We start from the raw sequence: 26,997 nt of genomic DNA on the forward strand, positions 1-26,997 counted from the left end.
CAGCGCGCCTAACGTGGCACGGGACGAGTCAGGGGGCACTCATGAGCGACGATGCCGCGAACGGCAGTGCGGAGGGCGACGAGATCATTCGCCTGAGTGATGTGTACAAGATCTTCGGACCCCAGCCGCGGGGCCGCGCGTTCGAACTGGCCCGCTCCGGCGTGCCCAAGAACGACGTGCAACGGCTGTCGGGACATGTCGTCGGGCTGACGGATGTGAATTTCTCGGTCAGGCGCGGAGAGATCTTCGTCGTGATGGGCCTCTCGGGCTCGGGCAAGTCCACCGCCATCCGGATGGTCAACAAGCTCCACGACGTCACGCACGGCGAAGTGCTGGTCGACGGAACCGACGTCCAGAAGCTCCAAGGAACTGACCTGCAGCAGTTCCGGCGGGAGAAGATGGGCATGGTCTTCCAGCACTTCGCCCTGTTTCCCCACCGCAGCGTGCTGGACAACGTCGGCTATGGCCTCAAGGTGCAGAAGGTCGACCGCTCCGATCGCAACGAGGCAGCGATGCGGGCGCTCTCGCTCGTCGGCCTCGCAGCCTTCGCAGAGCACCGTCCCGCTCAGCTCTCCGGCGGCATGCAGCAGCGCGTCGGCCTCGCCAGAGCGCTCGCTTCCGACCCTGACATCCTGCTCATGGACGAGGCCTTCAGCGCCCTCGATCCGCTCATCCGTCGACAGATGCAGGACGAGATGATGGAGATCCAGGACGAAGTCCACAAGACCATCCTGTTCATCACCCACGACCTCAACGAGGCGCTGCGCATCGGCGACCGGGTCTGCATCATGAAAGACGGTGCCGTCGTGCAGATCGGTACACCCGAGGAGATCCTCACCGAGCCCGCGACCGGCTACGTGGCCGAGTTCGTCCAGGACGTCGACCAAGGACGCGTCATTCAAGTCCACGAGGTCATGTCCGAGCCGCAGCCGATCCCGACGGACATGTCGCTCAGCGACGCTCTGACCCTCTGCGACGACATCGCCGGCCGATTCTGCTGCGACACCGATGGCCGACCGGTCTCGCTGCTGACGGCTGCCGATGGCTTGCGCGCCCGCAGCATGGGCAGCAACGACCTCGCCAAAGCGCTGCGATCCGACTTCGACAAGTGCAGTCCCGACGCCACGCTCAACGAGCTCTATGCCGCGGCGGGACGAGGACTGTCCATCGCCGTCGTCGACGACGGCGGCAAACTCGTCGGCAATCTTGACCCGCGCCTGATCATGGAGGAGATGGGTCGAGTCGAGCGGCTCATAGAGGGCTTCGAGCGGGAGGTGTTCATGTGAGCGCCATCGCGCTGCTTGCGCAAGCCAACGGCGAAGAGGCCGCAGAAGAGGACACCGGTCATTTTCTCGACAGGTGGCTCGACAACGTCACCGCCCCCGAGGCGGGCGATCGAGTCGTCGACTGGTTGACCACCGGAATCGAGTGGGCATTCCTGATCGCCATCTTCCTCGTCCCCGCACTGATCCTGTTCGGCGGCGTCATGGGGCGTCGCTACGGCCTCGCAGCGGGCGGCTTGGTCGGGATCGTCGTCATGTGGTGGTACCGATTCAGACCCGAGCAGATCGTCGACTCGGGAACCCACCCCTACCTGATCGACGGCGAACGAACGGAATGCCGGGACGCACTCGTCGATGCCGAAGGCGAGTTCTTGGAATGCACGTCGGGCGTCGTCGCACAAGCACGGCAGAACACCGTGCTCGACAACTGGCAGATCCCGGTCGGCGACTGGGTGGAACAGACCGTCTTCTGGGTCGACAACAACATGAAGGCCACGCTCGAGGTGATCGAGTGGCCGTTCCGGACGCTGCTCAACGTCATCGTCGACGAGTGGCTGCTGCAGATGTCCTGGCTGACCGTCTGTTTGGGCGTGTTCCTGCTGGGGTGGCTGATCCGCAACTTCCAGGTCGGCTTCCTGGCTTTCATCGGCCTGCTGATCTGCGGTGTGCTGGGAGAGGCCTACTGGCGTGAGACCGCACTGACGATCGGCTTCATCGGCGTCGCCGTGCTGCTCTGCGTCATGGTGGGGATACCCCTCGGCGTGTTGTGCGGCCGCGTCGACGGCGCGTGGAAAGTCGTCCGCCCAGTCCTCGACGCCATGCAAGTCGTCCACTCGTTCGTGTACATGCTGCCGTTCATCTTCTTCTTCGGCGTCGGTTTCGTCTCGGCGACGATGGTCACGATGACGTTCGCCTTGCCGCCGTTGATCCGGCTCACCAATCTCGGCATCCGCCAGGTGCCGGAGGATGTCGTCGAGGCGTCGCGCGCCTACGGCGCGCCCGAATGGCGCGTGCTCACCGACGTGCAGCTCCCGCTGGCACGGCCGGCGATCATGACCGGCCTCAACCAGACGCTGCTGCTGGCCATCTCGATGCTGGGCATCGCCGCGATCATGGGCGCAGGCGGTCTGGGCCGGCTGCTCTTCCAAGCGATCTCCAACCTCGACATCGCACAAGCGGGTTCTGGCGGCTTGGCGTTCTTCCTGGTGGCGGTCGTGCTGGACCGGCTCAGCCAGCCCGAGGCCAGCGATTCGGGCAATCTCCTCAGCCGGATCACCAACGCGTGGCGGAACCGGCGCACCCCCGAGAGGCTGCTCGTCGAAGCCGAGTCCGCCGAAGCAGCATCGAAGGATCCCGAGCCGCCGGTGCCCGATGAGGCATTCGAGACCGTCAGCGGGCCGGAGCGCGGTGCGGTCATCGCGACCACCATCGGCGCAGCCGTGACGCTTGTGGCATTGCTGCTGCCCTGGAACGTCAATTCCGGACTCGTCTCAGCCTTCGCTCGGAGCACCGACGTCGATTTGCGGCTTGTGGAGTGCTCGGGCGAGTGGTTCGAGGAGCAATCGCTCAACCCGCTCGCTGAAGGCAGCACAGAGCTGGTGTGCGCTGGTGACCTCACGTATATCTCCCAGAGCTACAACGGCGTGTCCGCATCCGGCGGGTCGTGGATAGGCATCTTCATCGGCGTCATGGCGGCAGTCGCATTGCTGGCGGGCCTCAACACCCTGTTCCGGCCGGGTCAGGGTTCGCGTTGGATGTCCGCACACGGTGCCGCTGTGTTCTCCATCGGGACACTCGTCGTGGCAGTCGCGTACCTGCTCGCTCGACCGCCCGACATCGTCGAGGAGCTCGGCATCTACAGCAAAGGAGCGGGCGTCTACCTCGCCGTCGTCGGCGCCCTCATCGCATCGGCTGGTGCAGCCCTCTGGATCTGGCGTGCTCCCATGACGGCGCGTCGCCCGTTGCCCGCCAATATCGGCTGGGGACGGCTGCTGGGCGTCTCGTTCTGCGTGGTGCTGCTGGTGATGGGCGGATACGCAGGATGGAGCTTCGACACGCGGGCCGAGTCAGTCATCGACGACGAACTGAGGGCTGAGCTCGATCAGATCGCAGCGGAGGGCGAGGAGGCTGCTTCGGCGGCCCGGGCAGCCGAAGCAGCCGCCGTTCAGGCAGAGGCCGATGGAGACGAGCAACTGGCGGAGGACCATCGGCGCGAGAAGAACCGGCAACTCGGGATCGAGGGAGTCAAGGCAGCAGACATCGCCGCGAAGATCGCCCAGGCGAAGCGAACCGGTGACGTCATCCACGACGGATTCGAGTCTGAGGGCGCCGGGTTGGGCATCTGGGTCCTGATCGCCGGGATCGCTGCATTGGTGATGGTGGTGCCCGCGATCGGACTGACCGGCATCGACGAGTCGCTGCGCTATCGCTGGAGCGCGCTCGTGGGCGGCGCGGGCATCGGCATCTCCGTCCTCGCGCTCTCGTGGGTCTTGACCATCGTCCGTGTCGCCGATGAGAACTTCGTCTCGGGGGTCGGCTCGGTCTTCGTGCTGACGGCGGGCTTCACGATGTTCGCTACCTCACGCGGAACGCTTGCCGAGTTCGAGAGGAACAAGATCTACGGCGACATCCCGGCGAACGCGCAGTAGACCGAGAACCGCTCAGCGGCATGCGGCGGTTTCCGAACACGCATGCGCGGTCTAGGGTTTAGGACGAGCTATGGGCCCGACTACGCTCCCGGCAGGGAGCCCTCGTCGAGCCGGGCGATCGGCGCCACTCTTGCGTGGTCGCAACACGGAGCGCCGCGCGACGCAATCTGAGGCAGATCAGGGAGGATCTCCGCAATGTTCACCAAACGAATGACCAAGCTGCTGCTGTTGCTAGCAGCGTTCGCATTGTTCGCCGCAGCGTGCGGCGGCGACGACGACGGCGATGGCGACGCCACCGCCACTCAAGAAACGTCGGCACCGGCTGCGGCCGACGAGGACATGGCCGAAGAAGAGGACATGGCCGCCGACGAGGACATGGCCGAAGAAGAGGACATGGCCGCCGACGAGGACATGGCCGAAGAAGAGGACATGGCCGCCGACGAGGACATGGCCGAAGAAGAGGACATGGCCGAAGAGATGTCGATGACCCCCGGCGAGGGCGTCACCGTCACCATGGGCCGTGCCAACTGGAGCACCGGCTACTTCCAGGCAGAGCTGTACCGGCAGATGCTGGAGGAGCTGGGCTACACGGTGACCGATCCGGCTGAGCTCGAGCTCGGTCCCAACAACGGCTACATCGCCATGGCTGAGGGACAGATGGACTTCTGGGCCAACAGCTGGTACCCGGGCCACCTGGCCTGGCTGGCGGGAGAGCTGCCCGACGGTTCGCTCGTCGGCGACCACGTCTCGATTGTCGGCGAGGAGATGATTGCCGGCGGCCTGCAAGGCTTCCTGGTGACCAAGTCGTTCGCTGACGAGTACGGGGTCTACACGATGGATCAGCTGAACAGCAATGCCGAGGCTCTGGCGGCCTTCGATGCCACTGACCCGGTGCCGGGCAACGGCATCGCCGACATCTTCGGCTGCCCCGAGTCGTGGACCTGCGACAACATCATCACCAATCAGATCCTGTTCTCGGGTTGGGACAACATCAACCAGACCATCGCCGGCTATGACGCCATGTTCGCCCAGGCCGTCGACTCCGCCAACGAAGGCATCCCGATGGTGGCCTACACCTGGACGCCCTCGGCGTACATCACCCAGCTGCGGCCGGGCGACAACGTGTACTGGATGGGCGTGGACGAGATCCTCGATGACTCCAACCCGTCAGGCACCGAAGGCGGCGAGGCCCACTCACAGCGTGGGGCCGACGGCACGGGCGGCTATGCGGCGATCGGTCCGGACCAGTGCCCGTCGGCTGCCGACAATGCTGACGGCCTGTGCCCGATCGGCTGGATCGCAGCTGACATCCTGGTCACCGGAAACAACGACTTCCTGGCAGCCAATCCGGCCGCTGCGAAGCTGCTCGAGGTGGTGAAGCTGTCAGTGATCGAGGTGTCGCTGGCCAACGTCGAACAGGGCGAAGGCGCTGCACCAGGCGACCTGGCCACAGACTGGATCGCGAACAACCGCGCCACAGTCGACGCCTGGCTCGACGCTGCTCGCGCTGCTGCGTAAGCAGGTGCACATAGCCGCTGCCTGATCGGGCGAGCGGCGCAACAAGCACTCAGCAGGGGGTGCCGGGCTGCGGCTCGGCACCCTCTGCGCGTCTGCTGCTGGTCAGTCCTCGAGCTCGGGCAGGCGCGCCGGCGTGTTGGAGGCCGTGACGCGAGCCAGTCCGCCGTCCACGACCAGCGTCTCCCCGGTGACGTAACGGGATGCATCCGATGCGAAGAACAGCACCACTTCGGCAATGTCGTCGCCGAATCCCCAACGCTTGAGCGCGATCTGGCCGGCTAGGTCCTCGATCAGACCTGGCACGTTGTTGCGAGCTTCTTCCCAGATGGCCGTGGCAATGAGGCCGGGCGCTATCGAGTTGACCCGGATTCCCTCAGGACCCCAATCTGCGGCCAACGCTCGGGTCATCGCATCGACGGCGCCCTTGGTGCCGGCATACGCCACGCGACCGAGCGGACCGTGCACACCCGCCACTGAACTGATGTTGATGATCGAACCGCCGCCGCGCTCGATCAACGACGGGGCCAAGCCGACGCTCAGCATCACGAGCGACCGCACGTTGATCGAGAACACCAGGTCAAAATCGGCCTCGCTGAGCTGCGCCGGAGTGCGGCGCATCGGAATGCCTGCGTTGTTGACCAGAACATCCACGCCGCCGACCTCGTTCAGGATGCGCCGCGCCAGATCGGTGCCGGCACCTGCGGGCGCAAGGTCGGCCGTCAGCACCACCGGGTCATGCAGCAGTTCTGCGGCGACGCGTTCCAGATCTGCCGTGGTGCGACCAGTCAGCACCATCCGAGCACCCGCGCTGTCCAGTGCTCGCGCACTGGCTTCGCCGATGCCCCGGCTTGCCCCGGTGACCACAGCCACCTTGCCGTCCAGCCGGATGCTGGAGCCGTGGGAACTGTCTGTGGTGGCTGCGTTCATCATGCGCGCAAGCTAAGCGATCCGGCGAGGCAGCGGGGGTCTCCGCCCCGCTCAGGGAGTGTGCTCGGCCAGGAACTGCGCGAACTGCTCCATTGCTGCGGTCCGGGCATCGCCTTCCATCCAGTCCTCGATCATCGTGGAGTTGGGTGCGACCTCGTGAACGATCCGCGACGAGGATTCTGGGTGGTACAGGTCGTTGCCGAGCAGCACCAGCAGCGGCGTCTGTACGGTGGCCACGAAGTCACGGTCGACGTTGAACAGGAAGTTCTCGCCGTCGTACATGTTTGAGCGGAACTGTGTCCAAGCAGCCTCGTCGGCTTCGGGATGGTCGTCGCGGATCGCTTGCGCCCAGTCGTCGAACATGTCGTAGAACGCGTGACGGTTCTCGTCGAGCCCGATGGTTTGGAACAGCGTGGCACTGACCACCCGCTCGGGCGCTGCCTGGATCAGTCCCATGATGTAGGGGCCGCCGATGCACATGCCGGCGAGGTGAAACCGTTCGCAGCCGAGGTAGTCCATGAGCGCGAGCTGGTCAGCGGTGTAGGTGGCCCAGCCGTCGTCGGCAGACACGGGAGCGCTCGAGCGGCCGGCATTGCGCTGGTCCATGGCGATGACCCGGTACTGGTCGGACAGTTGTGTGATCGGGTTCCACGGCATCTGGGGCCAGAAGGAGGCGGCGGATCGCATGCCTCCTGGTGCGATCAGCAGCAACGGGTATCCCGAGCCGTGGTCGTCGTAGTGAATGTCGGCTGTGCCATGCATGAAGTTCGCCATGGTGCCAGTCTGCCCGCGGCGAGCCAGCCCTGTAAGGCGAACCGCCACGCTCCACAACACGACAACGCCAGGGCAGCCCACTAACGTGCCGCTGCGATGATGCGGCTGACCACCTCCGACGGCGAGCACGCCGTGCTCCATGATCTCGGCGGGCACGGCACGCCGTTGCTGCTGACGCACGGGAACGGACTCAACGCGGGCATGTGGGCGACCGTCGTGCCTCATCTGCAGGACAGCTTCCGGTGCTGGGGGCTGGACTTCCGGGGCCATGGTGCGTCGCGCCCGCAGCATGACGGCATGTCGGTCGAGCGGCCACGGTTCACCGACGAAGTTCTGGCCGCAGTGAATGCCCTCGGCGGCGAGCCCATGCTGGCGGCTGGCCATTCGCTGGGAGCGGCGAGCCTGCTGCACGCCGAGCTGCGCCAGCCGGGAACGTACCGGGGCATGTACCTGTACGAACCGGTCCTCGTCCCCGAGGGCTTCCCCATGCCCGATTCCGATCATGAGCTCGTCGTGGCGTCAAGGCGGCGCCGCATTCGGTTCGCGACCGTCGACGAGGCATACGACCGCTTCATGTCCAAGCCGCCGTTCTCGCGCTGCGAACCCGAAGCGGTCAGGGCCTACGTCGAGATCGGCACGTACCCCTCAGGCGACGACGCGGTGCGACTGTCGTGCACGGGAGACACCGAGGCACGCATCTACGAATCAGGCGTGCCGATGGACTTCGCCCAGTTCGGCGCGGTAACCTGCCCCATCGTGGTCGCGCGCGGCGACGCACCCGCACAGTGGAACGAGATCCCGCCTCGGGTCGCTCAGCCCATCGCCGAGGCGCTCGGCAACGGCCGTCTCGAGACCTTCGCCGAGCTCAGCCATTTCGGCCCGATGGAGAACGGCGAGATGGTCGCCAAGTCCATCCGCGCGCATCTCGAGCCCCTCGCGGCGTAGCCGCGAGCATCAAACACAGCGCGGCGTAGCCGCGAGCAATAGACACAGCGCGGCGTAGCCGCGCGGGGCGTCGCTCAGGCAGCGGCAGGCAGATCGTCCGGATCGAGGTCATAGAGCTCGAGGACGTTGCTCCAGACCATCTGTTCCTTCTCGTCGTCAGGAACGCCCGAGAGAATCTCATCCAGGATCGGCCGCGAGTTCGGCCAGATCGAATCGTGGTGCGGGTAGTCATTGCCCCACAGCAGGTTGCTGACGCCGATCGAGTGCCGTGTCGCTACGCCCTCCACGTCGTCCTCGAAGGTGACCCAGAAGTTCCGGTCGAAGTACTCCGACGGCTTCATCGTGAGCTCGTCGGACACCTCCCACGGCGTGCGGTACGCAGCGTGGTCGAGCCGCTGCTTGAAGTGGCCGACCCAGCCGGTCTCGTATTCGGCGCAGACGAAGCGCAGATCCGGGAAGCGCTCCACGACCCCACCGCAGATGAGATCGATGATCGTGTTGGCGATGGTGGTGTGGGCCAGCGTGTAACCCTTCAGGTGGCCGCCGGGCGTGCCCCAGTGCTCGGGCATGCCGCCCTCGAGGCTGGACCCGGTGAAGATGTGCATGGTGAGCGGCACGCCGAATTCCTGGGCCCGGGCCCAGAACGGGTCGAAGTCGGGATGGCAGTACGGCTTGGCAGGATCGACGTGTGCCGGGATGGCGAAGCCGCGCACGCCGAGCTGCGCCGAGCGATCGATCTCGGCGATGGCCCGCTCCACATCGGGCAGGGGCAGGCAGCCGACGCCGATGAGCCGGTTGCGATCCACCGAGCAGTAGTCGAGCACCCAGTCGTTGTGGTTGCGGAAGGCGGCGTCGCGCACCTCGTCGTCGGGAATGGCAAACGTGAACATCGACAGGCTCGGGTACATCACCTCGCCGACGATGCCGTCCTGGGCCTGCTCGTCCAGCCGAGCGGTCGGATCCATCACGCCGGGGTTGAAGCCGTCGTAGCCCTGCTCGATGCGGGCGTGGGTGGCCGGGTCGGACAGGCTGGCACCGGCGATGCCCAGCCGGCCGACCGGCACGGGACGGATGCCGCCGGGCAGCACCAGCCAGGTGCCCGGCTTGTCGTTGTAGTCCTTGCTGATGAACGGTGCCCGATCGCCGAACCTGTCGGTCAGTCCCGCATAGATCTCGGCTGCCTCGACCACGTGCGAGTCACACGAGTAGTACCGCATCGCTTTCCCCTGCTTCTGTCTGAGCGTCCGTACGCCTGGTTGCCCCAGTGCAGACGCACTGCGCGGCCAACAGTACCAGCGGCCTCCGCCGGGCTCCCATGGGTGAACCGGCTGGGCTCAACGGCTGGGCTCAACGGCTGGGCTCGGGCGGTGACAGCGCGCGATGTGCCATCGTGACGCCATGCGTGCTTTGGAAGTGCAATCCCTGACCGGCCCGGCGGGCGTCGCCGTCGTCGATGCTGCGGAGCCGGTGGCCGATCCTGACGGTGCGTCGGTCATCGTCGACATCGTCTGCGGCGGCGTGTCGTTCCCCGACTTGCTGCAGAGCCAAGGGCTCTACCAGTACCGGCCCGATCCCCCGTTCCGGCCGGGCATCGAGGCCGCAGGCGTGATCCGCACGGCACCCGCAGACTCGGGATACGCGCCCGGCGACCGGGTGTGCGTGTGGTCGAACGGATGCCTGGCAGAGGTCGTCGCCGCCAAGCCCCGGGACCTGTTCGCCTTGCCCGACGAGCTCTCCTTCGAAGAGGGGGCGGCGCTGGTCATGAACTACCAGACGGCCGTGTTCTGCATGATCGACCGGGCGGGTCTGCGCGAGGGCGAGTCGGTGCTGGTGCTGGGCGCCTCGGGCGGAGTGGGCACCTCGGGCATCCAGGTGGCCAAAGGTGTCGGCGCCGGCCCGGTCATCGGCCTGGTGTCGACTGAGGCCAAGGGCGACATCGCCCGTGCTGCGGGTGCCGATCACATCGTGCTGATCAGCGATACCTGGAAGGACGAGGTGCGCGAGCTCACCGGCGGGCGCGGCGTCGACATGACCTACGACCCGGTCGGCGGCGATCGCTTCCTCGACGGCATCCGGGCGTTGGCACGCTTTGGACGGCTCGTCGTCGTGGGATTCGCGGCGGGCGAGATCCCGACGGTCAAGGTGAATCGGCTGCTGCTGCGCAACGTCAGCCTCGTCGGCGCGGCCTGGGGCGAAGCCGTGGCGGCGGACCCGACGATTCCCTCCCGAATCCACGAGCGACTGCTTCGGATGATCGAATCGGGTGCGGTGAAGCCGCCCATCGGGCAGGTGCTGCCGTTCGAAGACGCGGCACAGGCCTACCGGCTGCTGGACGAGCGCGAAGCAGTCGGCAAAGTGCTGGTGCGAATGCGTCCAGATCCCAGTTAGCGCGCGAGGAAGTCGCGGGCCAGCAGCGCCATGGCGACGGCCACGCAGGCGGCGTCCTCGCCCACGTTGTGACCGCCTGGACCCTCGCTGCGCAGCAACGCCTGTTCTTCGTTCTCGACGGTGACCAAGCCGAAGCCGACCGGGACGCCAGTTTCGAGCTGCACCGCCATCACACCCTGGGCTGCACCCCCGCTGACGAGCTCGTAGTGCGTGGTCTCGCCACGGATCACCGCCCCGATGACCACGAGGGCATCGACCTGTCCGGATCCGGCGAGCAGCCTCGCCGCCAGCGGGATCTCGAAGCACCCCGGCACGGTCACCTCGGTCGCGTGAATTGCACCAAGCTCGTCGAGGCCCCGTTCGACCCCCGCTGCCAGACGGTCCACGATCTCGGGATTCCAGGTCGCTCGCACGACGCCGATGCGAAGCCCCGCACCGGCCCCCGCCGGCGGTCTGCCGGCCCGTTGGTCGCCGCTCGCCACGCCTGCACGGTACCCCCCTGATCGCAGGGGGCGACCCAAGATGGCGCGCCTACGCTGGGCGGATGGCAGGCGTGCGCGCCCGGCTCGCGGCCGACATCGGCGGCACGTTCACCGACATCGCGCTCGAGGTGGGCGGTGACGGCGGGTCCGGCGAACTCCACACGGCGAAGGTGCTGACCACCCAGGACGCGCCAGCCGATGGTGTGCTCGAGGGCGTCGGGGACGTCCTGTCCGCTGCGGGCGTCGAGCCAGCGGGGGTGGAGGTGTTCATCCACGGCACAACGCTGGCCACCAACGCCCTGATCGAGCGCCGCGGCGCCCGCACGGCGCTGCTCACCACGCACGGCATCCGCGACTCGGTCGAGATGGCCCACGAGAACCGGTTCGAGCAGTACGACCTCTACATGCGGCGGCCTGAGCCGCTCGTGCCACGGGACCGTCGCATCGGCATACCTGAGCGGCTGAGCGCTGACGGAAGCGTGCTGCTGCCGCTCGACGAGGACGCCGTGCGTGCCGCTGCTGCCCAGCTTGCCGACGACGGGGTGACTTCGGTGGCGGTGGGTTACCTGCACTCGTACCTCGACCCGCGGCACGAGCAGCGCACCGCCGAGATCTTGGCCGAGTGCTGGCCCGAGGCGACCGTCACGCTGTCGTCGGAGGTGTGCCCGGAGATCCGCGAGTACGAACGCTTTTCGACAGCGTGCGCCAACGCGTACATCGCTCCGCTCATGCGCCGCTACCTGACCGACCTCGATGCGCGCCTCGAAGCGCTGGGCCTGGGCTGCGGGCTGTTTCTGATGACCTCGGGCGGCGGTTTGGGAACGCTCGCGGAGGCCGTGCGCTTCCCGGTCCGGCTGATCGAGAGCGGCCCCGCCGGCGGCGCACTGCTCGCCTCGGAGATCGCCCGAGGCTTGGACTGCGAGCGGGCGCTCAGCTTCGACATGGGCGGCACCACCGCCAAGCTCTGCATCGTCGAGTCCGGGCATCCGCGCACGAGCCGTGAATTCGAGGTCGGGCGCGAGTACCGGTTCCTGCCTGGCAGCGGACTGCCGCTGCGCTTGCCGGTGATCGAGATGGTCGAGATCGGTGCCGGCGGCGGCTCGATCGCGAGCGTGGACGCCCTCGGGCGTATCACGGTCGGGCCGGCCAGCGCCGGCTCCGAGCCGGGACCTGCCGCGTACGGGCGGGGCGGGGCAGATCCCACCGTGACGGACGCAGACGCAGTTCTCGGCAGGCTGGCACCGGAGCGCTTCGCAGGCGGCACGATGACGTTCGATGCCGAGGCTGCCGCGAAGTCGCTCACCTCAGCGGTGGCCGAACCCGCGGGACTGAACACCACGGTCGCCGCCATCGGCATCTCCGAGGTCGTCGACGAGAACATGTCCAACGCCGGCCGCGTCCATGCCGCCGACCAGGGCTGCGACATCAGCCGCGGCACGCTCATCGCGTTCGGCGGCGCCGCTCCGCTGCATGCTGCCGGTGTGGCCGCCAAGCTCGGCATCAGCGACATCGTGGTGCCAGCCGGAGCAGGTGTCGGATCGGCGATCGGTTTCCTGCGGGCACCTGTGTCCCACGAGTCGGTGCGCACGCGCCATGCCCGTGTCAGCGAGCTGACGGTGACGGCGCTGGCCGAACTGCTGGGCGAGATGGCCGACGAGGCCTTCGGGATCGTGCATGCGGCTGCACCGGGCGCACCCACCAGCACCCGGGTGAGGGCGCTCATGCGCTATCGCGGCCAGGGCCATGAGATCAATGTCGACATCGATGCGACGGCGCTGCTGGGCGCAGACACCGGCGGCGGCGCGCCCGCCCCGACCGATGCCGAACTGCGCGGCCAGCTCCAGACAGCGTTCACCAAGGCGTACCGGCAGCTCTACACCCGTCACATCGGCAACCTCGAGATCGAGGTCCTGAGCTGGCTGCTGGAGGTACGCACCCCAGGGCCCGAGGCGGCGCCGCTGCACACGGAGATCTCCGCCGGGCCCGTCACATCGCCCGTGACGACGCCGGTCATCGACACCGCCTCTGGACGCGCGGTCGATCACGCGACGTTCGAGCGAAGCGCGCTCGCAGAAGGCAACTGGCTGGTCGGCCCCGCCCTGATCATCGAAGACCAGACGACCACCGTGGTGCCCGCAGGATCGGTGGCCACGGTCACTGCCGGGAGGCACCTGCGGCTCACCACTGCACCGGCAACGGACATCTCCGCGCAGATCGGTGCGCATCAGGCCGGCTCCGCGAAACGCGCCAGCGCCAGCGATGCGGACGAGCTGGACGCCGTCCGGCTCGGCGTGCAGTGGAACCGGCTCATCTCGGTGACCGAGGAGCAAGCACGGGCGCTGGTCCGTGCGGCATTCAGCACCTCGACCCGAGAGGCCGGCGACCTCTCCGCCGGGATCTTCGACCCCCAGGGGCGGATGCTCGCCCAGTCGGTCACCGGCACGCCGGGTCACGTCAACTCGATGGCGTACTCGGTGCTGCACTTCCTGGAGCGCTTCCCGGCATCGGAGATGCGTCCCGGCGACATCTTCCTCACCAACGACCCGTGGAAGGGCACCGGTCACCTCTTCGACATCGTCGTGGTGACGCCGGCATTCCGCGAAGGCGATCTGGTGGCGCTGTTCGCGTGCACCAGCCACGTCGTCGACATCGGCGGGGCGGGCTTCACGACCGACTCGAAAGAGGTGTATCACGAGGGCCTGTACCTGCCGATCCTGAAGTTCGCCAGCGACGGCGTGTTCGACCCGACGGTGGTGGCGATCATCGAGGCGAACGTGCGCGACCCGGTGCAGGTCATCGGCGACATTCACTCGCTGGCTGCCTGCAACGAGACCGGTGCTGCGCGCCTCATCTCGATGATGGACGAGTACGGCATGGCCGACTTGGACGAGTTGGCCGAACACATCATCACGTCGTCGCACCGAGCGATGCTCGATGCGATCGGCGAGTTGCCGGGAGGCACGTGGAACTCGACGATGCGAGTCGACGGCATGGAGCAGCCCATCGACATCGTGTGCTCGCTCACCGTCGGCGATGAGGGCATCGACGTGGACTTCGACGGCACCGGGCCGCAGTCGAGCTGGGGCATCAACGTGCCGATGGCCTACACCGACGCGTACACGTCATTCGGCGTGCGCTGCATCATCGGCCCCGACATTCCCAACAACACGGGCTCGCTCGATGCCGTGCGGGTCAGCGCGCCCGAGGGCTGCATTCTCAACGCGCCCCACCCCGCAGCGGTGAACGTGCGCCATGTGATGGGCCAGCTGCTGCCCGACGCTGTGTTCGGCTGTCTGAGCCAGGTCGTACCCGAGCGGGTGCCGGCCGAGGGCACATCGTCGCTGTGGAACTTGCTCGGCACAGGCATGTGGGAGCCCGACACCGGTGTCGGGGCGACCAATCGCTCGCGCACGCCTGTCGGGCACTCCGGCGCCGATGCCGACCGGCGCAAGCCGGAGCGGTACATCCTGATGAGCTTCCATTCGGGCGGCGCGGGTGCGCGCCCGCAGGCGGATGGACTCTCGGCGACGGCGTTCCCCAGCGGCGTGCGCAACATGCCGGTGGAGGTCAACGAGATCGGGACTCCGCTCGTGTTCTGGCGCAAGGAGTTCCGCGCCGACTCCGGTGGGCAGGGCAAGTACCGCGGCGGGCTCGGGCAGGTCATCGAGCTGGAGAACCGCCAAGGACGTGACTTCTCCATCAGCGCGACCTATGAGCGAACCGTGTTCCCTGCGAGAGGTCGCCATGGCGGCGGCCCTGGTGCGCTCGGGCGCCTGTCGCTCGACGACGGCACCGAGGTGCGTGCCAAAGGCCGCTCGGTGATTCCCGGCAATCGCCGCCTGATCGTGGAATTCCCGGGTGGCGGCGGCTACGGCGACCCGGCCGATCGCAGCCCGGCAGCCGTGGCGCGCGATCGGGAGCTTGAGTTCACTTCGCAGGTGCCGTCGCCGGCGCAATAATCCTCCCGTGGCAGAGAAGCGCGAGGCCCCTGCCAGTCCGAACGCAAACGAAGGCACGCACCCATGAACGCATCAGCGGAAACCGGCACCGCCACCAAGCACGAGGACGTCAACGAGACGCTCCACCGCAGCACCAGCGAGCTGGAGGCCGCACTGCCGCACATCCGCGAGGCGCCCGCGGACGGCGGCACCATCGAGCTCATCGTCCGTCGGCCCGCCGTGGACGCCCGGGAGGTGTTGAGCGAGGCCCGCATCAGCGCCGACGAGGGCATCGAGGGCGACACGTGGAACCAGCGAGGCTCACCGTCATCAGCCGATGGTGGACCGCATCCGGATGCCCAGATCACCATCATGAGCGCTCGTGCGGCGGCCGCCGTGATCGGTCCGGTCGAGCGCTGGCCGCTGGCGGGCGACCAGTTCTATGCGGACCTCGACATCAGCCACGAGACACTGCCCGCCGGCGCCCAATTGAGTCTCGGCGATGCCGTCGTGGAGGTCACGGCCAAGCCGCACCGGGGCTGCGCCAAGTTCGCAGCCCGCTTCGGCCGCGACGCACTGCGGTTCGTGAACACCGGCGAAGGCCGCGACCTGCGCATGCGCGGCGTCAACTGCCGCGTTATCGAGCCTGGCACCGTCCGCGCCGGCGACCCCATCACCCGCCTCTGACCCGTCTCCGCATCCCTGCGTGATCATCCTTGCCTGCGCCTTGGGCCGCCGCGTGTTGTATTTAGTCTAGTCACTAGACTAAGTTTATTCTCCTTGTAGCAATGAAAATAACTTGCGAAGGCTGAAACAAAATGAAATCTTCATCGGTTGTGAATGTGCACGAGGCGAAGACACACCTGTCGAAGCTGCTGAGCCGGGTGGAGGCGGGCGAGGAGATCGTGATTGCGCGGGCGGGCAAGCCGTGTGCCCGTCTCGTTCCGTATGTGCCGGCGGCGACTCGACGGATGCCAGGCAGATTCCGCGGTATCGAGGTGCCACCAGAGTTCTTCGACCCCTTGCCCGACGATGAACTCGCTGCGTGGGAGGGTGAATGAACGACCTCTTGCTCGACACCCATGCGCTGTTGTGGTGGTGGGCCGATCATCCATCGCTCTCACCAGTCGCCCGCGAAGCGATCTCCGATTCAGATGTCCTGGTGTTCGCTAGCGCGGTGAGCGCATGGGAGATGGCGACTAAGTCAAGAATGGGCCGACTCGGCGAATTCAGCGAGCTCGTTCCCCATTTCGGCGCATCAGTAACCGCAGACGGATTTCTGCACCTTCCCGTCATACACGAGCAGGCACTCAGGGCAGGCAGCTACGAGGCCGCGCACAAGGATCCGTTCGACCGGATGCTGGCGGCGCAGGCCGAGATCGGGTCCTTGACGCTTGTCACGAGGGACCCCGCATTTGAGGAGTTTCCCGTCGCCACGCTCTGGTGAGGCGGAGAGCAGCGTCCCGGCGGCGTGGCGAATCAGGCGAGCGGGGCGGTGGCGGGGACTCCTGAGGGGCGGCTGAAGACTTCGTCGAGCAGGGGGCGGAAGTCCTCGGCGGCCAAGTTGGGGTAGTTCGGATCGAAGCAGTTCTGGTCGTAGTTCTCGCAGAAGTCCAGGCAGGCGTCATAGTGCGGCGACTCTTTGCACCGCTCGCGGGCGCCGCGGTCCCCGCCGAGGTGGTGGAAGTAGTAGTAGCCCTGAAAGAGCCCGTGATGGGCCACGATCCAATGGGTTCGCTCGTCCACGTAGGGCTGCAGGACGGCTGCCGCGGCAGCACTGTGGTTCTCCGGCGCAAACGAATCACCGATGTCGTGCAACAGTGCCGCCACCACCATGTCTGTCGACTCGCCGCCGCGCAGCGCACGGGTGGCGCACTGCAGGGAATGGTCGTAGCGGTCGATCTGGTACCCCAGCGTGGGGCCACGCAGGTACTGCAGGATGTTGAGCAGGTTGTCGACCAGCCGGGATCGGGTATGCGCGTAGTGCCACGGCATCAAGAGCTCGTAGTCGTCGGCCGTGCCGTGTTCCATTGCAGTCCACGGCACGATGCGGCCGGCGTCCTGGCTGCTCATGGCGTCCCCAGTCCGTCAGCCCTTCACCGGCGTACGCCAGCCGAAGGGATCCGGCGCTGCGCCGACTTGGATGTCGACGAGCGCCTGGCGCAGACGCATCGTGTTGCGGCCGGGCTGCCCGTCGCCCACGGTGAGCGTCTTGCCCTCGTACAGGATCGTGCCGACGGGTGCGAGCACCGCGGCGGTTCCGGACAGGAACGCTTCGCCTCGCTCAGCCCACTCGATCAACTCCTCGGGGTCGATCGAGCGTTCCTCGACCTCGTAGCCCAGGGACGCAGCCAGCTCGATCACCGATGACCGGGTGACGCCGTGCAGGAACGACTCGTCGAGATGGCGGGTCACGACCCGCTCGTCGTCGGCCAGGAAGAAGTTGGATGCCCCGGTCTCGGTGATGTCCCCACCGGTGGCGAACAGCATCTGGTCGATGGCCTCGTTGCCGGCCATGGCATCGAGCGTGGGCGCCAGCGCCATGGCGTAGTTGCCGCCGCACTTCACCATGCCGAACTGCGGGACGGTGCGGGGAATCTCGGTCTCCACCAGCAGGGTCAGGGGCCGGACTCCGCCCTTGAAGTAGTCGCCCACCGGGCAGTTGACGACGTAGAGCAACGCGCTGCTGGTCGGCCGGGCCGCAGCGCCGATGTCTGGCTCGGTGCCGATCAGCGTCGGGCGGATGTACAGCGAGCCGGGCGGGTCGGGCACCTCGCCTGCGTTGGCCTCGACGGCGTCCACGCACATCTGGTGCAAGACGTCGCCGTCGATGGCTGGCAGCCGCAGCCGCAGCGCGCTGGACACCATGCGCTCCACATGACGGTCCAGCCGGAAGATCGCCAGCGACCCGTCCACCTGCCGGTGCGCCTTCAGCCCTTCGAAGATGGCGCTGCCGTAGTGCAGTACGTGTGCCGCTGGGCTGATGGTGAAATCGCCGAATGGCTCAGCTCCCCCGCCGTAGACGTACGGGCCGTGGTCGGCGCGGGCTGTGGTCATCCAGTCACAGAAGATGGTCCCGAACGGGACCGTAAACGGGTCGGGCTTGTCAGTCACCGGCGCTCCATGGGGATGGCTTGGGCGTTGCATTCGTCCAAGACATGCGCAGCGTATCGCCGGGCCCTCTCCTCATTGGGGAGACTTTTCTGGGATTGGCTCGGGTCACTCGATCATCCCGCGCCGTCGTTGCGTACGCTGCGGCCCATGACAACCCAGGAACAGAGCCAGATCACCGAGTCGGTCCGACTCGAGCGCCGCGACGACGTGGCGCTGCTCATCGTGAACAACCCGCCCGTGAATGCTCTCAGCCACCATGTGCGGCTCGGGCTGCTCGACGGCATGGCGGCCGCTGAGGCCGGCGACGCCACCGCGATCGTGCTGATCTGCGACGGGCGCACGTTCATTGCCGGCGCGGACATCACCGAGTTCTCCCAGGCACCGCGCAAGCCCGGCATCGGCCCGCCGCAGGCCGCCATGGAGAACAGCACAAAGCCCGTCGTGGCTGCCATCCACGGCACGGCGCTGGGCGGCGGACTCGAAGTAGCGCTGTGCGCGCACTACCGGGTGGCTGTCAGCTCGGCACAGTTCGGGCTGCCCGAGGTGAAGCTGGGGCTGGTACCCGGCGCGGGCGGCACGCAGCGCCTGCCGCGCATCACCGGTCCGCAGCGTGCATTGGAGATGGTGACGAGCGGCGATCCCATCGGCTCGGCCGAAGCGCTCGAGTGCGGGCTCATCGACGAGATCGTCGGCGACACCGTGGCCGAACTCGAAGCGGGCGCTCTGGCATTCGCCCGCCGGGCCGTGGCCGAAGGGCTGCCGCTGGCCAAGGTCCGCGACCGCAACGAACGGCTCGAGGGGTTCGGCCCCGACCAGTTCGCCGCATTCCGAGCCTCCATCGCCCGACGCACCCGCGGATTCGACGCACCCGAGCGCAATGTGCAGTGCATCGAGGCCGCTGTTGCCTCAGGCGCCAGCGGCAACTTTGACGAAGGCATGGCATTCGAGCAGCGCCAGATCGGCGAGCTGATGGGCGGCTCGCAGGCCAACGCTCAGCAGTATTACTTCTTCGCCGAGCGAGCGGCCCAGAAGGTACCCGACGTGCCCCGCGACACGCCGCCCGTCGACATTGCGCGGGTCGGCATCCTGGGCGCGGGCACGATGGGCGGAGGCATCGCGATGAACTTCGCCAACATCGGCATTCCCGTCACCCTCGTCGAGCGCGACGAGGCAAGCCTCGAACGGGGTCTCGGTGTGGTGCGGCGCAACTACGAGCGCACCGCCGCGCGGGGCGGCATCTCCTCCGACGACGTGCAGACCCGTATGGACCTGCTCCAGGGCTCCACCGACATGGGCGACTTCGCCGACTGCGACCTGATGATCGAGGCCGTCTTCGAGAACATGGCGCTCAAGAAGGACGTGTTCTCCCAGCTCGACGGCATCTGCAAGCCGGGTGCGGTGCTCGCCACCAACACCTCCGCTTTGGATGTGAACGAGATTGCCTCGGCCACATCACGGCCCGAAGCCGTCATCGGCATGCACTTCTTCTCCCCCGCCAACGTCATGCGGATGCTCGAAGTGGTGCGCGGCGATGCCACTTCGCACACGGCCATCACCACTGCCATGTCGATCGGCAAGCGCATCGGCAAGACACCGGTGCTGTGCGGCGTCTGCTACGGCTTCATCGGCAACCGGATGCTGTTCATGCGGGGCATCGAGGCCGAGAAGATGCTGCTGGAGGGCGCCACGCCGGCCCAGATCGACAAGGTCGTGTACGGCTTCGGCTTCCCGATGGGTCCGTTTGCCATGAGCGACCTCGCCGGGCTCGACGTCGGCTGGAACGAGGACACGTCGTCGAGCTCGACGGTGCGCGAGGTGCTGTGCGAGTCGGGCCGCCGGGGCCAGAAGAACGGCCGCGGCTACTACATCTACGACCCCGACACCCGGGCATCGACACCCGACCCCGAGGTCGAGCAGATGATCCGCGACTTCGCCGCCGAGCGGGGAGCGGTGCTGCGGGATGTCACCGATCAGGAGATCCTCGAACGCTGCCTGTACCCGATGGTCAACGAGGGCGCCAAGATCCTCGACGAGGGCATCGCTCTGCGGGGCAGCGACGTCGACGTCACCTGGATCAACGGCTACGGCTGGCCGATGTACACCGGCGGCCCGATGTACTGGGCCGACGAGATCGGGCTCGGCGAGGTGCTGGGCCGCATCCGACACTACGACGAGACGCTGGGCGGCGACCACTGGACGCCGAGCCCGCTGCTGGAGCGGCTGGCGGCCGAGGGCGGCTCGCTGGCCCGCCACCAGAGCTGACGGCAGAGCCCGGCGGCCGGCAGTGGCGGCCAGAATTGCCTGCGACCAGAATCAATGGCGGGGCTGACCGAGGGAGACATCCAGTGCTGACGTTCGAGCCCATTCATCCCGACTTCGGCGCCAAGGTCAGTGGCATCGATCTGTCGAAGCCGCTCGATGGCGCAGCCGTTGCAGCGCTGCATGAGGCCGTCGACACCTATTCGTTGCTGCATTTCGCGGACCAGCAGATGTCCGACGAGGCGCAGCTGGCGCTCACCCGCAGCCTCGGCGAGCCCGAGCCGAACCATGTGGTCTTCGGCAAGACGGGAAGGGTCGAGTACTTCGGCACGATCGGCAACGTCATCGACGCCAACACCAAGCGGGACGAATCACACCCGCTGACCCACAACCAGAAGGGCAACAACCTCTGGCACTCGGATTCGTCATTCCGGCTCGTGCCGTCGTACGTGTCGATCCTGTGCGCCTACGAAGTGCCCGGCGACGGCGGCGAGACGCTGTACGCCAGCCAGCGCGCCGCGTACGCCAGGCTCGGCCCCGAGCGCCAAGCCGAGATCGACGATCTGGTGGTGTTGCACGATTACGTGTTCAGCCGGACCAAGGTCGCCCCGGTCGATCCGAACCACGCCGCATCACTCCCGCCGATCCCCCAGCGGCTGGTGCGCACCAACCCCGGCAACGGCTTGAAGAACTACTACGCCGGCTCGCACGCCCGGTCGATCGTCGGCTGGCACGGCATCGACAGCCGCCGGCTCATCGACGAGCTGAACGAGGCCGCCACCCGTCCCGAAGACGAGTACGCGCATCGCTGGAGCCCGGGCGACACGGTCATCTACGACAATCGCTGCCTGCTGCACCGCGGCGCCGGCTACGACGCCGACCGCTGGCGCCGCTACATGCGCCAGACCCGCGTGCAAGGCGCCGGCCCCACCCTCGACGAGTAGCGCCCAGCAGGACTAGACACGGGCAGCTCATGAAGCTGCGCGCACTGCAAGGGGTCGAGGTTCCGAGCTGGGTTACGACGCAGAGAGGTATGCGTCGAGCGCGTCCCGGATGACTTGGCTCTCTGTGACGTCCTGAGCTGCGGCTTGCTCTTGGATGCGGCGCTTGTAGCTCGGCGGTGCTCGGAACGTGTACACCTCGGCCCTCGCCTCGCCGAGACGCGGGGAGCGTCGGCGGGTCTTGCGGATTGCGGTCAGCTCGGCCGACTCAAACTCCCGGTTCTCAAAGTCGGTGGCAATCGCGTCGATCTCGTCGTCGGTCAAGCTGCTGCGCACCTTGCTGGTGTCGGTTTCGTCGCTCATAGATGTTCTTTGGTGAGATAGGCACGGAATGTCGGTCGTAGCGGCATGGCGTGGATGATGAGGTCGGCGTCTTCGGCTTGCAGGTACAGAACTTCGAGCAGGTTTCCGCCCGGTCGGGTCCGATGCAGAGACTCTTGATCGGCTCATGTTCGATGTCGATGTCAAAGAAGCCCATAGCGTTGTCCCAAGCGTGACGGATCTCGTCGTCAGTCAGGCCATGGCGGTAGGCCGACTCATGGATCCACACTCCTTAAACGTAACACGTTTAAGGAGTTCTCGGTCAAGCTCCGTGTCACCAGCCGGGATGGCTCGCGTACGTCGGGTCAGTTGCCGGCGGCGGCCTCGATCGTTGCTTCGGGGACGCCGGCGGCTCGGGCGCCGCCGCAGATGCTCTCCCACGTCTCGGCGGGCAGCGTGATGCCGTTGGCCACGCGGTGCTGGCGCCGCTCGTGCTCGACGTCGCCGGGCAGCTTGACGGGCTCGCCCGGATCGATCGCCGCCGCCTCGTAGAACCAATCGAGATAGTCGGCCGCAATGCCGTTGTAGCCGTCGTCAGTCTCGCCGACAGCGGCGTCCACCTGGGCCGGGTCAACGTAGACCGAGAGCATGCCGTTGGCGAAGCGAACCCGGCGCGGTCCTGCAGTGCCAGTGCCGGTGAGCGCGCCGGCCAGCAGCTCGCACATCACCGAGATGCCCGAGCCCTTGTGCTCCCCCATCGCCCGCAATGCGCCCGGCCCGTCCATGGAGTTGGGGCGCTGACCCTCCTCGAACGTGTACAGCACCCGCGGGTCGCCGGTGATCTCACCGTCGCCGGACACGAGGGCGTTGCTGGGGACGGCTGGGCCGCCATGCAGCGCCACCATGGCCTTGCCCTCGGCCACCACCGACGTGGCGAAGTCGTGGATGACGGCGCGGCGACCGGCCACGGGCGCGCCATAGGCGCACGGGTTGGTGCCCATCCGGCGGGCCTTGGCGCCGAACGGGGCCACCAGCCGGCTGTTGGCGACGTTGACGAAGTGCACCGAGACCAGGCCTTCGGCTGCGGCCATCTCGGCGTACTCGCCGATGCGGCCGAGGTGGCCCGCGTTGCGCAGCCCCGCCACCGCAACGCCAAGTTCCTTGCATCGCTCGATGCCCAGTTCCACTGCTGCAGGACCGACCGTCTGGCCCATGCCGTACTGGCCGTCCACCAGCAACAGCGCGCCCGAGTCGATGAGCACCTTGAGCTCCTGGTCGGCGAGCTGAATGCCATTCGCCAGCAGATCCACATACAGCGCCGAGCGAATCACACCGTGGCTGTCATGGCCCGCCAGGTTGGCCCCGACGAGGCTGCGGCCGATACGCGCCGCTTCGGCATCGGAACACGCCGTATGCCGGAAGATCTCAGCGATGAACTCCGCAAGGCGTTCATGGTCGATCACCACGTCGCGGTTCGCGGCGTCATTGTTTGTGCTGGATTCGCTCATCGCCGCAGCGTACGCGGCTCCCCCGGTTCGTTTCCGCACCAGAGCACCGTGACTCGGCCGGCCGGCCTCGCTCCCGCATCGTCGGGACGCTCCACATAGGCTCGCTCGGCGTGAATGCGCCTGATCGATCGGCGGCGGCAGGCTCCACGGAGCACTACGACGTGGTGGTAGTCGGCGCTGGCAATGCGGCGATGTGCGCGGCGCTCGCGGCTCACGAGGGCGGTGCCCGGGTGCTGGTGCTGGAACGGGCGCCCGAGGCCGAGGCCGGCGGCAACAGCCGCTTCACCGCTGGTGCGATCCGCTTCGCCTACGACGGCGTCGACGACCTGCGGGCGCTGATGCCCGATCTCACCGACGCCGAAGTGGAGATGACCGACTTCGGCACCTACACCGAAGAACAGTTCTACGCCGATCTGGGCCGCATCAGCGACTACCGGTGCGATCCCGAACTGGCCGACACGCTCGTCACCCGCAGCAAGGGCACGCTGATGTGGATGGCGAGCCACGGTGTGCGGTTCGCGCCGATCTGGGGACGCCAAGCGTTCAAGGTGGACGGGCGCTTCACCTTCTGGGGCGGCCTCACGGTGGAGTCGGTCGGCGGCGGCGAGGGGCTCGTGGAGTCGCTGCGGGCGGCGCTCGCTCGCAACCAGATCGACCTGTGGCACGAAGCCGCTGGACGCTCGCTGCTGACCGACGACGGCGGTGCGGTACGGGGCGTTCGCGTGCGGTGCAGCGGCCGTGTGATCGACGTCGAATGCAGCGCAGTCGTGCTGGCAGCGGGCGGGTTCCAAGCCAACGCCGAATGGCGCACCCGCTACCTCGGTCCCGGGTGGGATCTGGCCAAGGTGCGCGGCACCCGCTTCAACACCGGCGACGGCCTCGCCATGGCGCTCGACATCGGCGCGATGCCGTATGGCAATTGGAGCGGCGCGCATGCCGTGGCGTGGGACTACAACGCCCCGGAGTTCGGCGACCTTGCGGTTGGCGACGGCTTCCAGAAACACAGCTACCCGTTCTCGATCGTGCTGAACCAGGACGGCCGGCGCTTCGTGGACGAGGGCGCCGATTTCCGCAACTACACCTACGCCCGCTACGGACGCGAGATCCTGGCCCAACCAGGGCACTCGGCTTGGCAGGTCTTCGACGCCAACACCGAGCACCTGCTGCGCGACGAGTACCGCATCCGCCAGGTCACCAAGGTGACCGCCGACAGCATCGAAGAACTCTGCGCGCGCATGGAGGACGTGCACACCGAGCGGGCGCTGGCGACCATCAGCGATTTCAACGCAGCGGTCGACCGCAGCGTCCCGTTCGACCCCAACGTGCTCGACGGCCGCCGCACCCAGGGCCTCAGCCCCGACAAGACGAACTGGGCGATGCCGATCGAAACGCCGCCGTTCTCCGCATTCCACGTGACGTGCGGCCTGACCTTCACGTTCGGCGGCCTGCGCATCGACGAGACCGGCTGCGTGATCGACACCGACCTACGGCCGATCAGTGGCCTGTATGCCGCAGGCGAGCTGGTGGGCGGCCTGTTCTACGGCAACTACCCCGGCGGCTCGGGCCTCTCGGCGGGTGCCGTGTTCGGCCGCCTGGCAGGCAGCTCCGCCGCAGCGCACGCCACCGGCTGAGCCGTCTCTGCCGAACGGGCGACGACTCCCCAGCGGGCGGTAGCGTCCAATCGCTATGTCCTCCTCGCCCAACAACACCGGTTCGAAGATCGTCTACACCCACACTGACGAGGCGCCTGCACTAGCCACGTATTCGCTGCTGCCGATCATCACCGCGTTCACCGATGCCGCCGGTGTCAACGTCGAGACACGTGACATCTCGCTCGCCGGACGGATCATCGCAGCCTTCGGCGACATGCTCGAGCCCCACCAGCGAATCGGCGATGCGCTGAGCGAACTCGGCGAGTGGACCCAGTACCGCGGCGCCAACATCATCAAGCTGCCGAACATCTCCGCCTCGGTCCCCCAGCTCAAGGACGCCGTCGCCGAGCTGCAATCGAAGGGCTACGCAGTTCCCGACTATCCCGACGACCCCGCAGATGCCTCCGAGCGCGAGATCCGCGAGCGCTTCGATCGGGTGAAGGGTTCGGCGGTGAATCCGGTGCTGCGCGAGGGCAATTCCGACCGCCGCGCACCCCGCGCCGTCAAGGAATACGCGCGCCAATACCCCCACTCGATGGGCGCTTGGTCCCAGCAGAGCCAGAGTCACGTGTCGACGATGTCCGGCGGCGACTTCCGCTCGAATGAGCAGTCGGTCACGACAGTCGGTGCAGGCTCACTGAGCATCGAGCATGTGGATGACGAGGGGAACGTGCGCCTGATGCGCAAGGTCCCCGTCGGTGCCGACGACGTCGTCGACTCCACGTTCATGTCGGTCGCCGCGCTGCGTGAGTTCCTCGATGACCAGATTGCTGGCGCCCGCTCCGCAGGTGTGCTGTTCTCGCTGCACCTCAAAGCCACCATGATGAAGGTCGCTGATCCGATTGTCTTCGGACATGCAGTGCGAGCGTTCTTCGCACCGGTGTTCGACCGGCACACCGAAGCGCTCGCGGCCGCCGGTGCAGACCCCAATGACGGCTGGGCCAACGTGCTGGCCGCCATCGAGTCGCTGCCTGCAGCGCAGCGCGAGGCCATCGAGGCCGACATCGCCGCCACGCTGGCCGAGCGCCCGGGCATGGCCATGGTCGACTCCGACCGCGGCATCACCAACCTGCACGTGCCGAGCGATGTCATCGTGGATGCGTCCATGCCGGCCATGATCCGGTCGTCGGGCCAGATGTGGAACGCCGAGGGCAACCAGCACGACACCAAGGCCGTCATCCCCGACTCCAGCTACGCGGGCATCTATCAAGCGGTGATCGACGACTGCCGCGCCAACGGCGCGTACGACCCGACGACCATGGGCTCGGTGCCCAACGTGGGCCTCATGGCCCAGAAGGCCGAGGAGTACGGCAGTCACGACAAGACCTACGAGGTGGACGCTGCCGGGACCATGCGGGTCACCACCGAGTCCGGCGAGGTGCTGATGAGCCACCAGGTCGCCGAGGGCGACATCTGGCGCATGTGCACTACGAACGACGCAGCCATCGCCAACTGGGTCGATTTGGCCATCGAGCGCGGTCAGCTCACCGGGGCTGCGGTCGTGTTCTGGCTCGATGCCGAACGGCCCCACGATGCGCAGCTCATCGCCAAGGTCGATGCGCGGCTGGCGGAATGGCAGGCCGACGACGCCTCGATCGGCGAGCTCGACATCACGACCTTGGCCCCGGCCGATGCCTGCCGCTTCTCGCTGGAGCGCATCCGGCGCGGGGAAGACACCATCTCGGTCACAGGCAACGTGTTGCGCGACTACAACACCGACCTGTTCCCGATCCTCGAGCTGGGCACGTCGGCCAAGATGCTCTCGGTCGTGCCGCTCATGGCTGGTGGTGGCCTCTTCGAGACCGGCGCCGGCGGCTCAGCGCCCAAGCATGTGCAGCAGATGGTGGCCGAGAACCACCTCCGCTGGGACAGCCTGGGCGAATTCCTGGCCCTGGCGGTGTCGCTCGAACATCTGGCCCGTGTGGCCGGCAACCCCGTCGCGCAGCTGCTCGCTGACACCCTCGACGCTGCGATCGGCACGTGGCTCGCGGAAGGCCGCGCTCCCAGCCGCCGCGTCAACGAGCCCGACAACCGCGCCAGCCACTTCCATCTCGCCAAGCACTGGGCCGACGAGATGGCCCGCCAGGGCACCGACGCCGACCTCGCCGACCGATTCGCCCCGCTGGCGGCGGCACTGGCCGCCAACGAGGGCCAGATCGTTGACGAGCTGGTGGAGTGCCAAGGAGTGCCGGTGGACCTCGGCGGCTACTACCTGCCCGACCCCGCGCTCGCCGAAGCCGCCATGCGGCCAAGCCAAACCTTCAACGACATCCTCGACGGCTTCCGCAGCGGCGGCTGA

The 26,997-nt window shown here is 67.2% G+C and carries 21 protein-coding genes; 13 read left to right on the forward strand and 8 right to left on the reverse strand.

The window, feature by feature from the left end; translation table 11 throughout:
- The first annotated feature begins 41 nt into the window (after window positions 1–41).
- The 3 genes from ACOGW9_RS05755 to ACOGW9_RS05765 all read left to right on the forward strand — a co-directional run bounded on the left by ACOGW9_RS05755 (window position 42) and on the right by ACOGW9_RS05765 (window position 5,449).
- Window positions 42–1,286: a quaternary amine ABC transporter ATP-binding protein gene (locus ACOGW9_RS05755; protein WP_419909235.1), complete on the forward strand. Its 1,245-nt coding sequence runs from the start codon at window positions 42–44 to the stop codon at window positions 1,284–1,286.
- Entirely contained in the window at window positions 1,283–3,931 is a 2,649-nt protein-coding gene (locus ACOGW9_RS05760; protein WP_419909237.1) for an ABC transporter permease subunit, read from the forward strand. Before ACOGW9_RS05755 ends, ACOGW9_RS05760 begins: the two co-directional genes overlap by 4 nt.
- 195 nt (window positions 3,932–4,126) lie before the next feature.
- Window positions 4,127–5,449 (forward strand): glycine betaine ABC transporter substrate-binding protein, encoded by a 1,323-nt coding sequence (locus tag ACOGW9_RS05765; protein ID WP_419909239.1) that lies wholly within the window; start codon window positions 4,127–4,129, stop codon window positions 5,447–5,449.
- 102 nt (window positions 5,450–5,551) lie between these two features.
- Here the strand turns inward: ACOGW9_RS05765 and ACOGW9_RS05770 are convergent, their stop codons facing one another.
- The gene (locus tag ACOGW9_RS05770; RefSeq protein WP_419909241.1) at window positions 5,552–6,379 is read right to left on the reverse strand and encodes an SDR family NAD(P)-dependent oxidoreductase; all 828 of its coding nucleotides are present in this window, start codon (window positions 6,377–6,379) and stop codon (window positions 5,552–5,554) included.
- Between the two features lie 48 nt (window positions 6,380–6,427).
- Window positions 6,428–7,150 (reverse strand): alpha/beta fold hydrolase, encoded by a 723-nt coding sequence (locus tag ACOGW9_RS05775; RefSeq protein ID WP_419909243.1) that lies wholly within the window; start codon window positions 7,148–7,150, stop codon window positions 6,428–6,430.
- A gap of 96 nt (window positions 7,151–7,246) precedes the next feature.
- Between ACOGW9_RS05775 and ACOGW9_RS05780 the strand changes: the two genes are divergently transcribed.
- Window positions 7,247–8,095, forward strand: a complete 849-nt coding sequence (locus ACOGW9_RS05780) for an alpha/beta fold hydrolase (protein ID WP_419909245.1) — start codon at window positions 7,247–7,249, stop codon at window positions 8,093–8,095.
- 74 nt (window positions 8,096–8,169) lie between these two features.
- Here ACOGW9_RS05780 and ACOGW9_RS05785 read toward each other — a convergent pair whose 3' ends face one another.
- The gene (locus tag ACOGW9_RS05785) at window positions 8,170–9,312 is read right to left on the reverse strand and encodes an amidohydrolase family protein (RefSeq protein ID WP_419909247.1); all 1,143 of its coding nucleotides are present in this window, start codon (window positions 9,310–9,312) and stop codon (window positions 8,170–8,172) included.
- A 181-nt stretch (window positions 9,313–9,493) separates the two neighbouring features.
- Between ACOGW9_RS05785 and ACOGW9_RS05790 the strand changes: the two genes are divergently transcribed.
- Window positions 9,494–10,483 (forward strand): NADPH:quinone oxidoreductase family protein, encoded by a 990-nt coding sequence (locus tag ACOGW9_RS05790; protein ID WP_419909249.1) that lies wholly within the window; start codon window positions 9,494–9,496, stop codon window positions 10,481–10,483.
- Here ACOGW9_RS05790 and ribH read toward each other — a convergent pair.
- Entirely contained in the window at window positions 10,480–10,965 is a 486-nt protein-coding gene (ribH, locus tag ACOGW9_RS05795) for a 6,7-dimethyl-8-ribityllumazine synthase (RefSeq protein ID WP_419909252.1), read from the reverse strand. The genes ACOGW9_RS05790 and ribH overlap by 4 nt on opposite strands.
- A gap of 62 nt (window positions 10,966–11,027) precedes the next feature.
- On the opposite strand from ribH, the gene ACOGW9_RS05800 reads away from it, so the two are divergent.
- From ACOGW9_RS05800 to ACOGW9_RS05815, 4 genes are all read left to right on the forward strand, one after another.
- A complete protein-coding gene (locus tag ACOGW9_RS05800) occupies window positions 11,028–14,924 on the forward strand; it encodes a hydantoinase B/oxoprolinase family protein (protein ID WP_419909254.1) in 3,897 nt (1,298 codons plus the stop codon).
- Between the two features lie 63 nt (window positions 14,925–14,987).
- Window positions 14,988–15,590 carry an MOSC domain-containing protein gene (locus tag ACOGW9_RS05805; RefSeq protein WP_419909256.1) on the forward strand — a complete coding sequence of 201 codons (603 nt, stop codon included), beginning with the start codon at window positions 14,988–14,990 and terminating at the stop codon, window positions 15,588–15,590.
- Window positions 15,591–15,721: 131 nt separating this feature from the next.
- A complete protein-coding gene (locus ACOGW9_RS05810; protein ID WP_419909258.1) occupies window positions 15,722–15,964 on the forward strand; it encodes a type II toxin-antitoxin system Phd/YefM family antitoxin in 243 nt (80 codons plus the stop codon).
- Complete coding sequence (locus ACOGW9_RS05815) at window positions 15,961–16,350, forward strand: type II toxin-antitoxin system VapC family toxin (protein ID WP_419909260.1); 390 nt, start codon at window positions 15,961–15,963, stop codon at window positions 16,348–16,350. The genes ACOGW9_RS05810 and ACOGW9_RS05815 overlap by 4 nt, the downstream gene beginning before the upstream one ends.
- Window positions 16,351–16,382: 32 nt before the next feature.
- Here the strand turns inward: ACOGW9_RS05815 and ACOGW9_RS05820 are convergent, their stop codons facing one another.
- Window positions 16,383–16,976: an HD domain-containing protein gene (locus ACOGW9_RS05820; RefSeq protein ID WP_419909262.1), complete on the reverse strand. Its 594-nt coding sequence runs from the start codon at window positions 16,974–16,976 to the stop codon at window positions 16,383–16,385.
- A gap of 15 nt (window positions 16,977–16,991) precedes the next feature.
- Complete coding sequence (locus tag ACOGW9_RS05825; RefSeq protein WP_419909264.1) at window positions 16,992–18,017, reverse strand: branched-chain amino acid aminotransferase; 1,026 nt, start codon at window positions 18,015–18,017, stop codon at window positions 16,992–16,994.
- Window positions 18,018–18,164: 147 nt separating this feature from the next.
- On the opposite strand from ACOGW9_RS05825, the gene ACOGW9_RS05830 reads away from it, so the two are divergent.
- Together ACOGW9_RS05830 and ACOGW9_RS05835 are read left to right on the forward strand one after the other, a co-directional pair.
- Window positions 18,165–20,279, forward strand: coding sequence for a 3-hydroxyacyl-CoA dehydrogenase NAD-binding domain-containing protein (locus tag ACOGW9_RS05830; RefSeq protein ID WP_419909266.1), 2,115 nt, complete (start codon window positions 18,165–18,167; stop codon window positions 20,277–20,279).
- An 83-nt stretch (window positions 20,280–20,362) separates the two neighbouring features.
- A complete protein-coding gene (locus tag ACOGW9_RS05835) occupies window positions 20,363–21,220 on the forward strand; it encodes a TauD/TfdA dioxygenase family protein (protein WP_419909268.1) in 858 nt (285 codons plus the stop codon).
- A 72-nt stretch (window positions 21,221–21,292) separates the two neighbouring features.
- On the opposite strand, the gene ACOGW9_RS05840 is transcribed toward ACOGW9_RS05835, so the two are convergent.
- Window positions 21,293–21,580: a ribbon-helix-helix protein, CopG family gene (locus tag ACOGW9_RS05840; RefSeq protein ID WP_419909270.1), complete on the reverse strand. Its 288-nt coding sequence runs from the start codon at window positions 21,578–21,580 to the stop codon at window positions 21,293–21,295.
- Between the two features lie 323 nt (window positions 21,581–21,903).
- Window positions 21,904–23,046 carry an Ldh family oxidoreductase gene (locus ACOGW9_RS05845; RefSeq protein ID WP_419909272.1) on the reverse strand — a complete coding sequence of 381 codons (1,143 nt, stop codon included), beginning with the start codon at window positions 23,044–23,046 and terminating at the stop codon, window positions 21,904–21,906.
- A gap of 110 nt (window positions 23,047–23,156) precedes the next feature.
- Here ACOGW9_RS05845 and tcuA point away from each other — a divergent pair, with 110 nt between their 5' ends.
- Window positions 23,157–24,677: an FAD-dependent tricarballylate dehydrogenase TcuA gene (gene tcuA / locus ACOGW9_RS05850; RefSeq protein WP_419909273.1), complete on the forward strand. Its 1,521-nt coding sequence runs from the start codon at window positions 23,157–23,159 to the stop codon at window positions 24,675–24,677.
- Between the two features lie 55 nt (window positions 24,678–24,732).
- Window positions 24,733–26,997 carry an NADP-dependent isocitrate dehydrogenase gene (locus tag ACOGW9_RS05855; RefSeq protein WP_419909275.1) on the forward strand — a complete coding sequence of 755 codons (2,265 nt, stop codon included), beginning with the start codon at window positions 24,733–24,735 and terminating at the stop codon, window positions 26,995–26,997.

The organism is Candidatus Poriferisodalis sp. (assembly GCF_965203655.1).
GTDB lineage: Bacteria > Actinomycetota > Acidimicrobiia > Acidimicrobiales > Poriferisodalaceae > Poriferisodalis.

What these genes read in the sequence shown, in the direction of transcription:
- ACOGW9_RS05755 (WP_419909235.1), top strand. Translation starts at nt 42, where the DNA reads ATGAGCGACGATGCCGCGAACGGCAGTGCGGAGGGCGACGAGATCATT.
- ACOGW9_RS05765 (WP_419909239.1), top strand. Translation starts at nt 4,127, where the DNA reads ATGTTCACCAAACGAATGACCAAGCTGCTGCTGTTGCTAGCAGCGTTC.
- ACOGW9_RS05770 (WP_419909241.1), bottom strand. Translation starts at nt 6,379, where the DNA reads ATGATGAACGCAGCCACCACAGACAGTTCCCACGGCTCCAGCATCCGG.
- ACOGW9_RS05775 (WP_419909243.1), bottom strand. Translation starts at nt 7,150, where the DNA reads ATGGCGAACTTCATGCATGGCACAGCCGACATTCACTACGACGACCAC.
- ACOGW9_RS05780 (WP_419909245.1), top strand. Translation starts at nt 7,247, where the DNA reads ATGATGCGGCTGACCACCTCCGACGGCGAGCACGCCGTGCTCCATGAT.
- ACOGW9_RS05785 (WP_419909247.1), bottom strand. Translation starts at nt 9,312, where the DNA reads ATGCGGTACTACTCGTGTGACTCGCACGTGGTCGAGGCAGCCGAGATC.
- ACOGW9_RS05790 (WP_419909249.1), top strand. Translation starts at nt 9,494, where the DNA reads ATGCGTGCTTTGGAAGTGCAATCCCTGACCGGCCCGGCGGGCGTCGCC.
- ACOGW9_RS05800 (WP_419909254.1), top strand. Translation starts at nt 11,028, where the DNA reads ATGGCAGGCGTGCGCGCCCGGCTCGCGGCCGACATCGGCGGCACGTTC.
- ACOGW9_RS05805 (WP_419909256.1), top strand. Translation starts at nt 14,988, where the DNA reads ATGAACGCATCAGCGGAAACCGGCACCGCCACCAAGCACGAGGACGTC.
- ACOGW9_RS05810 (WP_419909258.1), top strand. Translation starts at nt 15,722, where the DNA reads ATGAAATCTTCATCGGTTGTGAATGTGCACGAGGCGAAGACACACCTG.
- ACOGW9_RS05815 (WP_419909260.1), top strand. Translation starts at nt 15,961, where the DNA reads ATGAACGACCTCTTGCTCGACACCCATGCGCTGTTGTGGTGGTGGGCC.
- ACOGW9_RS05820 (WP_419909262.1), bottom strand. Translation starts at nt 16,976, where the DNA reads ATGAGCAGCCAGGACGCCGGCCGCATCGTGCCGTGGACTGCAATGGAA.
- ACOGW9_RS05830 (WP_419909266.1), top strand. Translation starts at nt 18,165, where the DNA reads ATGACAACCCAGGAACAGAGCCAGATCACCGAGTCGGTCCGACTCGAG.
- ACOGW9_RS05840 (WP_419909270.1), bottom strand. Translation starts at nt 21,580, where the DNA reads ATGAGCGACGAAACCGACACCAGCAAGGTGCGCAGCAGCTTGACCGAC.
- ACOGW9_RS05845 (WP_419909272.1), bottom strand. Translation starts at nt 23,046, where the DNA reads ATGAGCGAATCCAGCACAAACAATGACGCCGCGAACCGCGACGTGGTG.
- ACOGW9_RS05855 (WP_419909275.1), top strand. Translation starts at nt 24,733, where the DNA reads ATGTCCTCCTCGCCCAACAACACCGGTTCGAAGATCGTCTACACCCAC.